The 14,735-nt window shown below is 68.5% G+C and carries 8 protein-coding genes; 5 read left to right on the top strand and 3 right to left on the bottom strand.

The features are described 5' to 3' along the window. Positions 1–6 precede the first annotated feature (6 nt). From QQM39_RS45435 to QQM39_RS45415, 5 genes are all read left to right on the top strand, one after another. Positions 7–2,283 carry a DEAD/DEAH box helicase gene (locus QQM39_RS45435; protein ID WP_302003975.1) on the top strand — a complete coding sequence of 759 codons (2,277 nt, stop codon included), beginning with the start codon at positions 7–9 and terminating at the stop codon, positions 2,281–2,283. 144 nt (positions 2,284–2,427) lie between these two features. Further along, positions 2,428–2,985, top strand: coding sequence for a restriction endonuclease (locus QQM39_RS45430; RefSeq protein ID WP_302003974.1), 558 nt, complete (start codon positions 2,428–2,430; stop codon positions 2,983–2,985). A gap of 396 nt (positions 2,986–3,381) precedes the next feature. Then, positions 3,382–4,605 carry an ISAs1 family transposase gene (locus tag QQM39_RS45425; protein WP_302003973.1) on the top strand — a complete coding sequence of 408 codons (1,224 nt, stop codon included), beginning with the start codon at positions 3,382–3,384 and terminating at the stop codon, positions 4,603–4,605. Positions 4,606–4,739: 134 nt separating this feature from the next. Beyond that, positions 4,740–6,554 (top strand): reverse transcriptase/maturase family protein, encoded by a 1,815-nt coding sequence (locus QQM39_RS45420; protein ID WP_302003972.1) that lies wholly within the window; start codon positions 4,740–4,742, stop codon positions 6,552–6,554. Positions 6,555–6,648: 94 nt separating this feature from the next. Continuing rightward, positions 6,649–6,906, top strand: a complete 258-nt coding sequence (locus QQM39_RS45415; RefSeq protein ID WP_302004087.1) for a restriction endonuclease — start codon at positions 6,649–6,651, stop codon at positions 6,904–6,906. Positions 6,907–7,077: 171 nt separating this feature from the next. Here the strand turns inward: QQM39_RS45415 and QQM39_RS45410 are convergent, their stop codons facing one another. Genes QQM39_RS45410 through QQM39_RS45400 form a run of 3 tightly spaced genes read right to left on the bottom strand, consistent with a single transcriptional unit; the run spans position 7,078 to position 14,119 of the window. Further along, the gene (locus QQM39_RS45410; RefSeq protein WP_302003971.1) at positions 7,078–9,702 is read right to left on the bottom strand and encodes an RNaseH domain-containing protein; all 2,625 of its coding nucleotides are present in this window, start codon (positions 9,700–9,702) and stop codon (positions 7,078–7,080) included. Continuing rightward, positions 9,696–12,965 carry a hypothetical protein gene (locus QQM39_RS45405; protein WP_302003970.1) on the bottom strand — a complete coding sequence of 1,090 codons (3,270 nt, stop codon included), beginning with the start codon at positions 12,963–12,965 and terminating at the stop codon, positions 9,696–9,698. Before QQM39_RS45405 ends, QQM39_RS45410 begins: the two co-directional genes overlap by 7 nt. Further along, on the bottom strand, positions 12,962–14,119 hold the full coding sequence (locus QQM39_RS45400) for a hypothetical protein (RefSeq protein WP_302003969.1): 1,158 nt from the start codon (positions 14,117–14,119) through the stop codon (positions 12,962–12,964). Before QQM39_RS45400 ends, QQM39_RS45405 begins: the two co-directional genes overlap by 4 nt. Positions 14,120–14,735 lie beyond the last annotated feature (616 nt).

Raw genomic sequence — 14,735 nt, 5'->3', positions numbered from 1 at the left:
GAGACCATGCCCACCCCACCCCTAGTCCTGCGGCCCCATCAGAAGGAAGCCGTCGGCGCAGCCGTCCGCACCCTCACCCAGCACCCCCGCGCGAGCGTGATCGCGGCCTGCGGCACCGGAAAGACCCTCATCGCGGCCCGCACCGCGGCCCGCATCGCCCCGCTCGGACGCATCCTGGTGCTGCTGCCGACCCTGGACCTGTTGTCCCAGACGATCCGTTCATGGCGCCTGGCCGGCCGCAAAGGCACCGCCATCGCCGTGTGCTCCCAACGCCAGGCCCTGGCCCACGAGCCCTTCGGCAGCGACATCCCCCTCACCACTGACCCCACCGAACTGGCCGCCCTGGTCGGGCAGTCCAGTCCCGGCCCGGTCACCGTCTACGCCACCTACGCCTCCCTGCCCGCCGTCATCGCCGCCCACCGCGACCACCGTCTGCTCGCCTGGGGCCTGGTGGTCGTCGACGAAGCCCACCGCACCGCGGGCCGCCTGGGCAAGGCCTGGGCCGCCGTCCACCACGACGACCAGGTGCCCGCCGCCCGCCGCCTCTACCTGACCGCCACCCCCCGCATCTGGGACCCCGACGACGCCCCGGACGGTGACGAAGCACAGGCAGCGGCCTCCATGGACGACGAAACCATCTTCGGCCCCGTCGCCTACCACCTCAACCTCTCCGACGCCATCGATCTCGGGCTGCTCGCCGACTACCAGATCCTCGTCCCCGTCGTCACCGATGCGGATCTGCGTGACTGGCTGGCCACCGGAGCCGGCGCGGGCGTCGACGGCCTGCACCTGGCCGGCCGCCAGGTCGCCGCCCTGCGCGCCATCCACGACCACAAGCTGCGCCGCATCCTGACCTTCCATCACCGTGTCGCCGACGCCCGAGCCTTCGCCACCACCCTGACCGAGACAGCCGCCGCCCTCCCCGCACTCCTGCGCCCCCAAGGGTTGTGGGCGGACTGGGTCAGCGGCAGCCACGCCCCGCAGGTCCGCCGCCGTCTCCTGCTCGAATTCACCTCCCACACCAGCCCCGACACTCCGGCCGTCCTGTCCAACGCCCGCGTGCTGGGGGAAGGCATCGACGTCCCCGACATCGACGCCGTGGTCTTCGTCGACCCCAAGAACAGCCCCGTCGACACCGTCCAGGCCGTCGGCCGCGCCCTGCGCCAGCACCCCGGCGCCGGCAAGAAAGCCACCCTCGTCGTCCCCGTCTACCTCACCCCCGACGAAGACCCCGACGACCTCCTCGGCGCCGACGCCTACACCCCGCTCTGGCGCACCATCCAGGCCCTGCGCTCCCACGACGACCGCCTCGACGCCCGCCTGTCCGACCCGCGCACCCACCGCCCCACCATCCTTGCCGAGGACCCCGAAGCCTGGCTGCGCTTCGATCACCCGGTCCAGGCCGAGGAAGTCGCCCTCGCCCTGTCCCTGCGCGTCCTGGCCCCCAAGAGCGCCGAATGGCGCCGCGGCCTCACCGCGGCCCGCCGCTTCCGCCACACCCACCACCACCTCGACGTCCCCCAGACCTACGAAGACCCCACCGGCTACCCCCTGGGACGCTGGCTGACCTGGCAACGCCACCTGCACACCAAGGACACGCTCGACGCCGTACGCGTCCAGGCCCTCGAGCGCCTCGGCATCATCTGGGACCCCCGCCAGCAGGCCTTCGACCGCGCACTGGCCCACGCCACCGCCTACGCCGCCCGCCACGGCCACCTCGCCGCCCCCGTCGACGAGATCCACGACGGCTTCCCCCTCGGCCGCTGGCTGGCCGCCCAGCGCACCCGCGCCGAGACCCTCACCGACCAGCGCGCCACCGCCCTCACCGCCCTGGACCGGTGGTGGAACCCGCCCTGGCCGATCACCTGGCAACGGGCCTGCCACGCCGCCCGTCAGAGCCGGGCAGCGAACAAGACGACCGCCGAGACAGAGAGATGGCTGGCCACCCAGCGCGCCCGCTCCGACCGCCTGCGCCCTGAACAGAAGTCACTGCTCAAGGAGTTGGGACTTCTCGAACTGCCCGACACGTCCGCCCTCCCGGCAACGGAGAGCCGCCTGCCGGCGCGCGAGCGTGCCTTCCAGCGCGGGCTGGCCGCCGCACGGGCTTTCCGCGCACGCGAAGGCCATCTCAACGTCCCCCAGCGTCACATCGAGAAGATCGAGGGCGACCCCGTGCGCCTGGGCCAGTGGCTGAGCAACCTGCGCCGCCGCCGCTCCGGCCTCACCCCGCAGAGGCAAGCAGCCCTGGCCGAACTCGGCCTGCAAGCAGGCGAATCCACCTGATCGAGGAGAACGGCCAGATACCGGCCCGACAGCAGGACGGGGAGGTTCAAGCCAATGGCCTGACTGCGCCCTGGCGGGACCGCTAGCCATGCCCACACTGCACAACAGGGAGGAATCCTCCCGCTGGTGCAAGAGGGGGCAGAAATGGCGGCCAAACGCAAGGGCAAGGTGGCGCGCAGACGGCGCACCGCCTGGAACAAAGCGGCAGCAGGAGCGCTTGCCGCGCTGGTCCTGCTAGGTCTGCTGCGGCCGACGTTGTTGCTGTACCTCGGCGCCCCGCTTGCCGCCGCAGGAATCGGCTGGATGGTATGGCGGCTGTGGCGTACCGACCGGCTGCTGCGCAGCAGGGACACTGCCTGGAGGCGGGAGGAGGAGATCGCGGCGGGACAGCGGACGCTGGCTGCCATCGACGTCATGTCCGGCACGGAGTTCGAGGAAGTGGTGGCCGAGTTATGCCGCCGTGACGGTTGCACGCAGGTGCGCCGGGTGGGCGGGAGCGGGGACAACGGAGCCGACGTGCTCGGCTCGCTGCCCGATGGCCGGACCATGGTGATCCAGTGCAATTGCGCCGTGTGGCGCTTCGATGTATCCCCAGCTCAATTGGGAGGAATTTGGAGAAACATTCCTGGGTCGCCTGGCTTACTTGATCGCGAAAGCGGGAGAGGACAACAGCATGCCAGGAAAGCGGAGGCTGCCCTGTGACGTTCAAAGGCGACGCTCCGCGAGACCCGCGCGATATGGTCAAAGCTGAACTGCCTGAAGCCCAATCTCCAGTTGGAGAAAGTATCCCTCCCGTCGGAATAACGTCTGAAACCGGCGTCACGGCATGCCCTGGATGGCTTGCATGTCCGGGGTAATCTCCAGGCCGTGAAACGTCTCCCAACGAGGGAGGTTAAGGAGATGAGTGGGCGGCCTACGTCGCGCTCGATACGTACATCGAAGACGTACCACGGGATCGCCTAAGGGGCGCGAGCCCTAAGGTGACGGAGCAGGCGTGATGCGTGCTCGGATCTTGGACAGGGGGCGGGTGAACGGCGAAGGGCGCGACCGTCCATGATCACGTGATTCCACTCGCATGATCGTGAAGGCCGCGCCCGCATGCCATCCTGCCCGACCCTGCCCACGCCGCGTCAACTCGCCGAGCAGCAGGGCCTCGTTCTCGAGGAGTTGTGCACGTCCGAGCGGCTGCCGTCGCTGCTGGAGGCGGTCCGGGCCGTGCCCGACCCGCGCACATCGCACCTGGTCACGTACGCCTGGCCGATGCTGCTGGGCCTGGTCGCCTGCGCCATGCTGTGCGGGGTGCGCTCGGTGCGCGGAGTGGTCCGCTGGGCGAGCGGGCAGGGCGCGGGCATCCTGTCCGCGCTCGAAGTCCCCGCCGGCGACCCGGACAGGCTGCCGGTGGCCACCACCCTCACCCGCGCGCTGGCCCGGGTGGACGCCGACGCGCTGGACGCCGCCGTCGGTGCGTTCGTCCAGGCCCACTCCGCCGACCCGCTGGCCGGCATCGCCGGAGATCCGCCCGTGCTGCAGCTGGCCGCGGACGGCAAGACCGTGCGCGGCGCCCGCGACAGCGAGGGCCTGCAGCTGCACCTGCTCGGCGTCTACCAGGTCGACCCCGGCGTGATGCTCGCCCAGCGCGAAATGCGCCACAAACCGCACGAGACCCTCCACTTCACCGCCGCCCTGGACCTGATCGCCGACATCACCGGCGCGATCGTCACCGCCGACGCCCTGCACACCGTCGCCGACCACGCCCGCTACCTGCACTCACGCGGCGCCTTCGGCCTCTTCCCCGTCAAGGAGAACCGCGCCGCCCTGTTCGCCCGGCTCGACGCGCTCGGCTGGGACGAGACCACCAACGCGGCCATCACCGTGCACCGCACCGAGGAGGCCAACTCGGGTCGGCATGAGATCAGGATCGTGCGCGTGCAGCCCCTCGCACCGGGCCAGGTGAACTTCCCACACGCCACGCGGGCCCTGCTCGTGGAGCGGTACACCACCGGCCGCGGCGACGGGAAGATCCACGCAGACGCCGAACTCGGCATCACCACCGCCCTGTCCACCGTCGCCGACACGTCCGTCCTCGCCCGCTGCGTACGTGGCCAGTGGGCCATCGAGGCCCAGCACTTCGTCCGCGACGTGACCTTCGGGGAGGACGCCTGCCGGGCCCGCACCGGCAGCCTGCCCCGCGCCCTCGCGACCTTCCGCAGCCTGGCGATCAGCCTCGCCCACCTCGCCGGATGGACCAACAACGCCGCCGCCCACGACCACTACCGCAACCACCCCGCCGACGCCCTACGCGAACTCGGTCTCACCACATGAGCACGCATCACGCCTGGGTGACGGAGTGCCCGTAGTAGTCGCAGGAGTAACGACCTGCCAAGGAGACCGGGAAAGCCGGTCGCAGGGCAAAGGGGCACAGGTAACTGGGGCATTCAGCAAGGGAGGCATGCGTAATGCAGAACGCCGAAACTGTGCTGGAAGTCATCCGGGAACGCGGCAAGAAGGGTATGCCGCTTGAGAGGCTGTACCGACAACTTTTCAACTCGCAGTTGTTCCTGATGGCCTACGGGCGCATCTACGCCAACAAGGGTGCGATGACGCCAGGGGTCACAGGAGAGACCGTGGACGGCATGTCGCTGGCGAAGATCGAGACGATCATCCAAGCCCTGCGCTCGGAAACGTACCGGTGGACGCCAGTGAAGCGGATCAAGATCCCCAAGAAGAACCGGGGGTCAAGGCCGCTTGGTCTGCCGATCTGGTCGGACAAACTGGTGGCGGAGGTAGTCCGGCTGTTGCTGGACGCGTACTACGACCCTCAGTTTTCCGACCGGTCACACGGCTTCCGTCCCCGACGGGGATGCCATACAGCATTGTCTGAGGTGGCCAATACCTGGACCGGGACACGCTGGTTCATCGAGGGCGATATATCGGACTGCTTCGGCAGCCTGGATCACGAGATATTACTCGCGATCCTTGGAGAGAAAATCCACGATGGACGGTTCCTGCGACTGATCGACCGGATGCTTAAAGCCGGGTATTTGGAGGACTGGCGATGGAACGCAACGCTCAGTGGTGCGCCACAGGGTGGGATCGTTTCGCCGTTACTTTCCAACATATACCTGGACCGGCTGGACAGGTTCGTGGAACAGGAGTTGATGCCGGATTACAACCGGGGAGACCATCGAGAAAGCAACCCTGAGTACTTGAGTGTCTGTGCCGCGATCAAACGGGCCAAGCGCCGTAAGGATGTTTCGGCGGTTCGGGAGTTGAAGCGGCAACGCCGTCGCCTGCCGAGCAATGACCCAAACGATCCAGGGTATCGGAGGCTCAAGTACATTAGGTACGCTGACGATTGGCTCCTCGGGTTTGCGGGACCAAGATCTGAAGCTGAGGAGATCAAGGAGAGGGTTCGAGAATTCCTGAGAGCTGAGCTCAGGTTGGAACTCTCGGTTCCGAAGACATTGATCACGCACGCTGTCAGCCAGGCCGCGCGCTTCCTTGGGTATGACGTGAAGGTCCAGCATGAGGACAGCAAGGTGACTGGTACGCGCCGTTCAGTGAACGGGTGTATCGGTCTTTTTGTTCCTCGTGAGGTGATTCGGCAACGCTGCATGCTGTACATGCGCCGAGGGAAACCTGCGTGCCGTTCGATTCTGATTCATGACAGCGACTACACCATCATGATGAAGTATCAGACCGAATATCGCGGGTTCGTTCAGTACTACTTCCTGGCGCAGGACGTGTGGCGCCTACACACCCTGCACTGGGTCATGGGCGCGTCTCTGCTCAGGACCATGGCTGCGAAGTACCACTCCACCGTGGCCAAGATGGCTCGACGATTCAACGCAATGGTCGAGACCCCCTTGGGCCCGCGGCGGTGCTTTCAGGTCACGGTCGCCCGGGAAGGGAAGAAGCCGCTGATCGCCCGCTTCGGCGGGATTCCCCTGCAACGACAGCGCGGAGCCTTCCTCTCGGACAAGAAGCCGGTCATGCAGCACACATGGGCGAACGAGCTCATTCGTCGGCTGCTGGCCGGGCACTGCGAGATCTGCGAATCCCAGATGGGGCTGCAAGTCCACCACATCCGGAAGATGGCTGATCTCAACAAGCCCGGCAGGCCGGAGACTTCCGAGTGGGTCCGCCGGATGGCACAACGGCGACGCAAGACGCTGGTGGTCTGCGAAGCCTGTCACCGTGCCATTCACGCAGGTCGGCTCACAACCTCAATCCGGAATCAGTCACTGGAGAGCGGGATGTTGCGAAAGTGACCTGTCCCGTTCGGGGAGGGGCCGACGGAAAAGGACCCGCACCACGGGCACCTCGCCGGCGGCCTACTCCACGCGGTATGCACCGCATCGGACGATCGCCAGTCGCGAAGTGCGTGATCTGCTGGGCGCGAAGGTGCATTTCGCTGCGGATGTGGCCATCTTCGTCGCCACCACACGCTTCAGCCCTCAGGCCGAGGCGTTCGCGGTCGAGAACTGCATCCTCACCCTGCACCGTGACTTCTTTGGTCTGTGGAACAACGGGACACCGTTGCTGTCTCTGGCCGAAGTCAACGGACGCGGACAGGGAGAAGCCCGCCACCGAGCACGCTGGAAACAGACGTACTCCAAGTAACCAGCCGCACGCTCCAGTTGGACGGTCTGTTCGGATCGTGGCAGGTGAGGGGGAGCGGCACAGCGCACCGGCCCCGCCACCCTGAGCCCCCGGGTGGGCACGACAGCAGCCCACAGCCCATTGGCCGCGCCGACACCGGGCCTGAAGCCGCCGTGCCCGCCGTCACCGTACCTACTCGCTGAGCCCTTCCTGGTCGACGAAGCCGGGATGCTTTTCATCAGCGCTCTTGGCGAGGTGCAGGGGCGCAGGCAGGTTGGTGCGCCCGTCCCACATGGCGGCCTGTTCCGAGGTCCGTGCGGCAAGGCCTGCCAGCTGTTCCTCGCGCCAGCCGCCGGGGTGGGCGATGACGTATTCGGTGCGGGTCATGGCATGGAACGGGGCGCCCATTTGGGCCAGTTGACCGCCGGGCAGGGTGCGGCGCGTGTACTGGGTGCCGGTGCGCTGGCCGCCGGCGTGCTGGCGGGACTGCCCGGAAAACAGCCAGGACACCACGGCCCCCTGATTGTGACGGTAGAGGATCTTCTCCGGCATGACCGGCTGCAGTGGGTTGGCCGGCAGCTTGCCCCCGCCGCCGGTACGCCGTGACGGCTGGGGTGTGCCCTGCCCGTTACCGACCCGCACGACTGCCACATCCCACCCCTGGGCGATCAGGCTTTGCCCGGGAACAGCGCCGTCCCCGAGCCGGTCGTTGCACAGTCCGGGCCAGATCCGCTCACGTTCCTCGGCGAACACGATGATCGGGAACTGGTTCCTGAGCGCGGCCAGGGCCCCGTCCACATAGGTGCGCACGTTGTCCGGGCCGCCGTGGTCGTCCCGCAGGTGATGTCCTCTTTTGCCGATGGGACCGGCATGGTGCAGGGCCCGGGCCTGGGCCAGGGGGAGCCAGCCCCGGTCGCTGTACATGAGGGTGGGCCAGTAGGCGTCTTCGCCGAGCGGGATGCGCATGGCGACCAGCGTGATGGCCAGCACGGCCGGCTTGCGCGGGCGGCCGGGACGGTCATCGAAACGGTGGTAGCGGGTCCACAGCCCCACCGCCACGGCCTCCCGGTCCAGGACAGTGTCCTTGGCATTGCGGTGGAAGGCGGTGGCGGCCAGGCGGTTGTCGATGATGCCGGAGTCGGAGTGCAGGCTGCCGAGTCCGATCTGCACCGCGTGGTCGTCCTTGTAGGCGACGTCCGGCTCCGGCAGACCCGCTTTGAGAGCCCTGGACCGCGCGACCTTCTCGGGCGTGTTCAGCCGGTAGGGATCGCCGGGATCGGAGTCCATGGTGATGAACTGCGAGGGGATGCCGCGCTCGGCGAAGAGCCCTTTGAGCGCGTGCTTGGCATCCGTCACCCCCGCCTCCTTCTCCTGCTCGCTGGGGTAGCGGGTCTCGCACAGGGCGGTGACCAGCGCCCGCCCGGCACCGGGCTTGAACCAGGGCAGGCTGTTCAGGATCAGGCTGCGGTCGTGGCTGCCGTGGCGCACCAGTTCGGGCAGCCGCACCGTCACGAGCTCGTAGCCGGGCGCCAGGACCACCGGCTGCTCGTCGGGCAGATCGGCAAGTTCGGGCCGCGCGTAGTCGCGGGCCAGCTGCCCCATCACCCGCGTGTGCCACTCGGCCGACTCGTACAGCACGACGGTGCGCACCGTATCGAGGCGGGCGGTGGCCATGGCGGCGGCCATCTTGCCGGCCGGCACGTAGGGCGGCAGGCTCCCGCCCGGCTTGCTGATCTTGATAGGGGTGCCGGTGTAGACGACGGGCTCCTGGCCAAGGACGCGTGCGGCGTGTTCCTCGAGCCGGGCGTGGAACATCGCCCCGGCACCCTTGTCGATCGGGTGCTTGCCCGTGCGGTGCACCCCGCGCACCTCGGTCAGTTCGTCCAGCCCCGTCAGGGGCGGCTGGGGCAGCCGGCCGACGCCGCAGGCCTCGACGATCTGCGCCGTCGCCCCGCGGTAGCGGACCTCCTTGGGCTGCATGAACCCGTCCGGGCCCTTCTCCCACCGGGCGGTGATCGGGGCCTTGAGGATGATGTCCGGGTTGACGGGATGGCGCAGCAGCACGTTGCGGATGCCCTTGTAGTGGGTGGCGACGCGCGAGATCCGCGCCGACAGATGCGCGATCAGCGTCTTTCCGCCCGGGACGGCCTCGACCTCGATATGGATGCGTTCCATGGCGTAGCCGGCAATGCGCCGGCGCTTGCCGCTCTCCTCGTCGATCCACGTCCGCTCGTGGACCAGCGGGGCCTGCCACGCCAGCAGGTCACCCTCACTGTCGAGGTGGAACCGCAGCGCAGGCAGCGACTCGTCGAGGGGGAGAGGCTGGGCGGCCAGCATGCCCGCCAGCCGCCACCCGGCCACCCGAAACGCCCAGCGGGGACCGGTGATCCGCCCCATGGCGTCGCGGTGCAGCAGCGAACTGAGCGGCTGGGGCCCGTCGTCGTCCAGCCGCAGCAGGGCGGCGAGGGTATTACGGCTGTCATGCCCGTCCAGCCGCGTCTCCCACTCCCGCATCAGGGTGCGCACCACTACCTCGTCCAGCGGCCCGGGCGTGACGATCACACTCCGCCCGGCCCAGCGGCCGGTCCTGGCGGGCCGGTCGGGGTTGGTGAACACCAGCCGCTCACCGGTCACGGCGCGCGCCGCCGTCTGCAGGGACGCGATCGGCTGCACGGCGTCCTTGCCCCGCGGCCTGGGCAGCCGCCGCCAGGCCGGCGCGAACGCCTCGCCCTGCGGATAGACGTGCACCGTGCCCAGCAGCCGGTCATCCAGCGGGAAAGACAGAGTGAACAGGCGGCCGCGGTCGTCACTCACCATTCGCCCAACTCCTCGTCCTCGATCTCGTGTCCGTATCCGGTGGGGGAGTGCTCCGCCAGCCCCAGCAGGGCGTCGGTCATGGTGGTGCCGTAGACGGCGTCGATCAGCGGCATGTGGCCCTCGTCCTGCCATTTCCCGCGCAGCTGCTTCAACAGGGCGGGCAGGGTGGAGTCGGCGGCGGTGCGGGTGAAGGCGGCGTCCAGCAGCCGCAGCCGCCCGTGGTCGCCGCCGCGGCGGGTGCGCCCGCCCAGCTGGATCAGCCGGGTCAGGATCTCCGCGACGACGGCGAGTTTGACGTCCTCGCCCAGCGACTTGAAGTAGCCCTGGCCGCTGCGGATGTCGTCGAAGATCTGGCCCGCCGCAATCCGCAGCCGCTCCAGCTCTGCCGCAGGATTCGGGCCGGGCCGCCGTCGGCGGTAGGCGAGGGAGTTGACCAGGGACAGCAGCACCGGGGGGTCTTCCATCACCGGGATGGGCCGGTTGACCAGGCAGGCCACATGCAGCAGGGAGCGCCCGTCATGGTCGACGATGTTCAGGCCGCGCTCGACCCGTGCCATGGGGGCGATCAGGTACCGGCACCGGCCGTGGCCCACGGCGTGGGGGAACTGCTCGAGCCGGTTGCTGGAGATGGGCACCCAGCCGGGCGGCATCCGCTCCAGCGCAGCCATCTTCTGCGGGTGCACCGCTACGCAGATCTCGGATGCCGCGACCCCTGCGTCGATCATGCCGCGGGCGAGAGCCGGGCCGGCGTTGTAGGCGGTCGGCGCGAGCAGCGCATACGCGCGGTGTGCGGTGGCTGGATTGGCGGTCACTGTGTCGAGCTGTGCGGGAAGGTCCTTGCCGACGCTGCGCCCCATGGCCGTGTAGGCGCGCTCCCGGCTGACCCCCTCGGTGCCGGACACCACGATGCCCGCGCCGTCGTCCTGGCCGGCCTGCAGCTCGACGGTGAGGCTTCCGTTGACGTCGTCCGGCACGTACCAGGTCGGCTCCGGCAGGAGGTGATGACGCGGCGCGTACGGCATGAACGCCGTTGCGGACATCCCGATCACCGCTCGGCGGGTGCCGGTATGGGCGAGCGCGGTCATCTCGCCCAGGTAGGCCAGGTGGGTGTGCGGATCCCCGACATAGGACTTCAGCCGCAGCGCCGTCTGATGCCGGTCGGCCGGGTCGAACGTCTCGGAGAACGCGAACAGCGCCCGCCCCAAAGGGCCGTAGGGAGCGGCCCGCCACGGCACGTGCGAAGCCAGCGCGTCCACCAGGCTGTTGCCGGCGGAGATCCCCGCTCCCTGCAGCGGCGCCGCGACCCCGACGATGCGGTGCAGGATGCTGGCCATCTCCTCCAGATACGCACGCCGGGCCGCGAGCAGTGCCAGGGAGGACAGCCGCTTGTCGCCTGTCTCACCGGTGATCCCCGCGAAAGCTTCCCCGATGCGCTGCAAGGTGGCGTGGGTGAGCCGGTCCAGCCCGCCGGCCAGGTCCGTGACCGAGGACAGCAGCTCCCTCAACTCGGTCAGCCCCTCGATCTCATCGGCGAACTCCAGCGGGCCCTCCCGCTTGTAGAGCTGGTTGACCGCCTGCATCTGCTGCGCGGTGGGCCGTTCACCCGCCTCCAGGTGGAAGATCCGGGAGGCGAACATGGCGTCCCAGCGCCGCGGGACGACCATGTTGCGCCGTTCCCGGTCGGGCTGGATGACACCGCCGACGAGGTGGGACACGTAGGACTCGGCCAGCCACATCAGATGGTTGATCAGCGGCCGCAAGTGCTGTTCGAGGCTCATCGGCAGCCGGTGGCAGTGGCGCCGGAACTGGCTGTCGAGATCGCGTACCGGGGTGTGCTCCGCCCCGTCCTGGGCCAGCAGTACCTGACGGGCCGCCCGGTCGAAGGCCTGCGCCTGCAGTGCATCGGCCTCGTCGATGATGACCAGGTGGCTGCGGTGCAGTAGGAGTTGCTCGGTGGTCATGCGCCGCCCCGGGGTGGGTCGGCCCGCCACCGGCGCGTGGATGTGCCCGGTGAGGAAGTTCGCATGGTTGGTGACGAGGATGTCCGCCGAAGCTGCGGCCCGGTGGTGGCGGAACTTCCCGCATCCGCCGCGCCACGGGCAGGCCAGGGTCTTGTCTGCTTTGGCCCCGTTGGGCTTGAGCTGGTCGCACGGCTCCTGGCCCGGCGTCCAGGCATCCACCGCTTCGGAAGAGGTGGTGGCGTGCCCGGTCAGGGGGCAGCTGTAGGACATCTCCCGGTACACCCAGGTCCTGAAGTCCGCGTCGTCCTGCGGGTTGCCGGCCGTCTGCTCGGCCAGCTCCATCATGGAGGCGGGGGAGACGACCGGCGTGACCTGTGCGGAGATCTCCAAGGCGGCCAGGTCCTGCTCCAGCCGGTACACCGTGGCCAGGACCTGCGCGCTCTGCGGAACGACCAGCGAGATCACCCGGCCCTGCCGGGCGCACCACACCGCGACGAGTTCACTCAGGACGTTCTTGCCCATGCCGGTGGGGGCGTGGAAGACCCGCAGCGGCCCGGCCTCAACGCTCAGGAACTTGCCCACGTCCGTGCCGTCGCGGCTGCGGGCGTGCTGCTGGATGTCCGCGACCGCCTTGCGCCGGTAGTCCTGCCCGCGCAGGGTATCGAGCCGGCCCGCGATCTCGTCCAGGTCGGCGAAGGGGATCACCACCTCGTCCGCGACCGGGGCCTCACCCAGCTCCTGCACCACGCTGGGAGCAGGGGAACCTTGGTAGTCGAGGTCGTAGAAGACGTCCACCACCCGGCCCGACGGGCTGAGCGGATCCCTGATCCGCAAGTCGCTGACGTAGGAGCCGGGCGGTGCAGGCCTGGGCTGGGACTGCCCCTTGGCCGCGTTGTCCTCGAGTTCGTCCAGCAAGGCATCGATGAGGGCTTCCTCGTCGCCGGCGGGCAGGATCAGCACCTGCTCCTCCCCGTCGGCCGGGGCGAACTCGACCGCCTCACCGCCCTCCAGGACCGCCGCTGTCTCCGTGACAAACACCGAATGGGAAGCCAGTACCGCCGGCCGCTGCCGCAGCATCCGCGTGATCCGCACCTGATCGGGCAGAGCAAGATCGGGCCAGCCGTCCCACAGATGCATCTGCCCCGTGGCCAGGAAGTGCGCATCAGCAAGATCCACCACACGCCGCCACGTGGCCTGCTCCTGCGGCGCCCGGTTGGGGAACACCCGCGCGGCCAGCAGAACCGCCGCCCGCAGCGTCAGCGGCACGCTGACCGAGTACCTCGCGTTCTTCGACGACGTCATGCACCCACCCCCTTCAGCCGCTTCGTCACGGCCGCCTTGAAACGGCTGACCGTGAACACGCTGTAGCGCCGCGCATCAGCAGTCCGCAGCGCATCGAGCCCGGACTGCAACTGATTCACCTGGCTACGCCGGTAGTTGGGCACGACCACCGTCTCCCCGGCAGGCGGCCGGTCGATGATCGTCTGCGGATCCTGATGGTCCTTGACGTCCACCCGCCAGGAGTGCCCGTCCGCCAGGTAGACGCCGATATCCCACTCATCCAGGTTCTCCCAGCGCTCGACCCGCACCCCCTCCTGCTTCTCCAGCCACTGCATCAGGCCCACCTCACTCAGCCCCGGACAGGTGATGTACCGCCACACCCCCCAGTCCAGGCACAACACGCCCTCCGCCGGCTCCGCAGCCGTCACCAACGGGCCCCGCCCACCCGTCAATTCGGGCGGCCCACCCCGCTTGCCACTGCCCGCGACCAGACCGAACCGGCTCTGATGCGGCGGATACTCACACCGCAACTGCCCACCCCGCAGCACCATCGGATACCGGCACTGCGGACACGGCCACAACCACGACGACGCCCCCACCCACACTCGGTCCGAGGGAACAGGCCAATACACGTCCATCCGTGCCACGCCACGCCGCGAATACTCCTCGACCAACGCCCGCTCCGTGCCGAACGCCACCTCAGTCAGCATCGTCCGCGCCGCCACATAGCCGGCCTGCCCGCCGGAACGGATATGCCGAAAGGCAGCCCGCTCCGTCTGCTCAGCCGTCTGCCGAACCCACGCCGGAAGCCACGTCCCACCGAGATCGAAGTACCCGTCGTCCCCATACAGGGCCTCCAGATAGTTCATCCCCGCCTCGAAAGCCTCCTCGGTCAGCTCACAGTTGTCCGCCAGGACAACCAAATCCCCCATCGCTGCAGGCAGTTCGTCCCACGCCAAAGGCACCCACTCCCGCAGGCGCACCGGCAGCAAATCGATCATCTCGGCAGGTGTCGAAGGACCGGCCCCCACCGGCAGACTCGACAAGAGCACCCCATGCATACGCGACAGCTCCCGCCACGCCCGAGGCTCCTCAACCCGGTTGATCCACGCCGCACCGGCCCGCAGAACAGCGGTAATGATCCTCCGAGCGGCAACATGTTGACTTACAGGCACAGCTCACCACCCCTCCACGCCCCACCAGTGGTATTCGGGGCCATTCCAGACGGGCCAACAACTCCGGGAACCTACACGCCCGCTCTGACAACGCCCCCGAAAACCAACCAAGATGGGCCCCGCGACAGCGGGGCACCACAAGAAACCGGACACGCTGGCAGGCAATGCCGCGGGGCCACCAGGCCCCGCCTCACACGGTTCTGTCGGCCCGTCAGGGCCGAGGCCTCCGGCACACCAAGGGGGGAGGGGAACCGGATAACTGTCTAACAAACCCTTACGACATCACGGCGCCGCAGGCGCCGACACGCACTCAATCCCTGCCCGGCAGGGCAGGGAACTCACCCCATTCCAACACCCAACTGTCATGCCGCCAGGCATGACACATTCAGACACATGACAGCGGGGCCGCCAGGCCCCGCTTCGTCTGTTCCTGTTGGCCCGTCAGGGCCAACCCCAGCCAACACACAGTCATGCCGCCAGGCATGACGACGCGTCACCTTACGGGCCGTCAGGCCCGTCAGTTGGCCGCCAGGCCAACTTAAGAGCCGCCAGGCTCTCCGCCCCCAGGTGCTGTAGAGAACGGACAATGAGAGGCTCTTAACCTTAGCAATACGTA

The sequence above is a fragment of the Streptomyces sp. DT2A-34 genome (assembly GCF_030499515.1).
Classification (GTDB): Bacteria; Actinomycetota; Actinomycetes; order Streptomycetales; family Streptomycetaceae; genus Streptomyces.
Note: the sequence above shows the minus strand (reverse complement) of the source record. Positions and strands in the feature narration are given on the sequence as shown.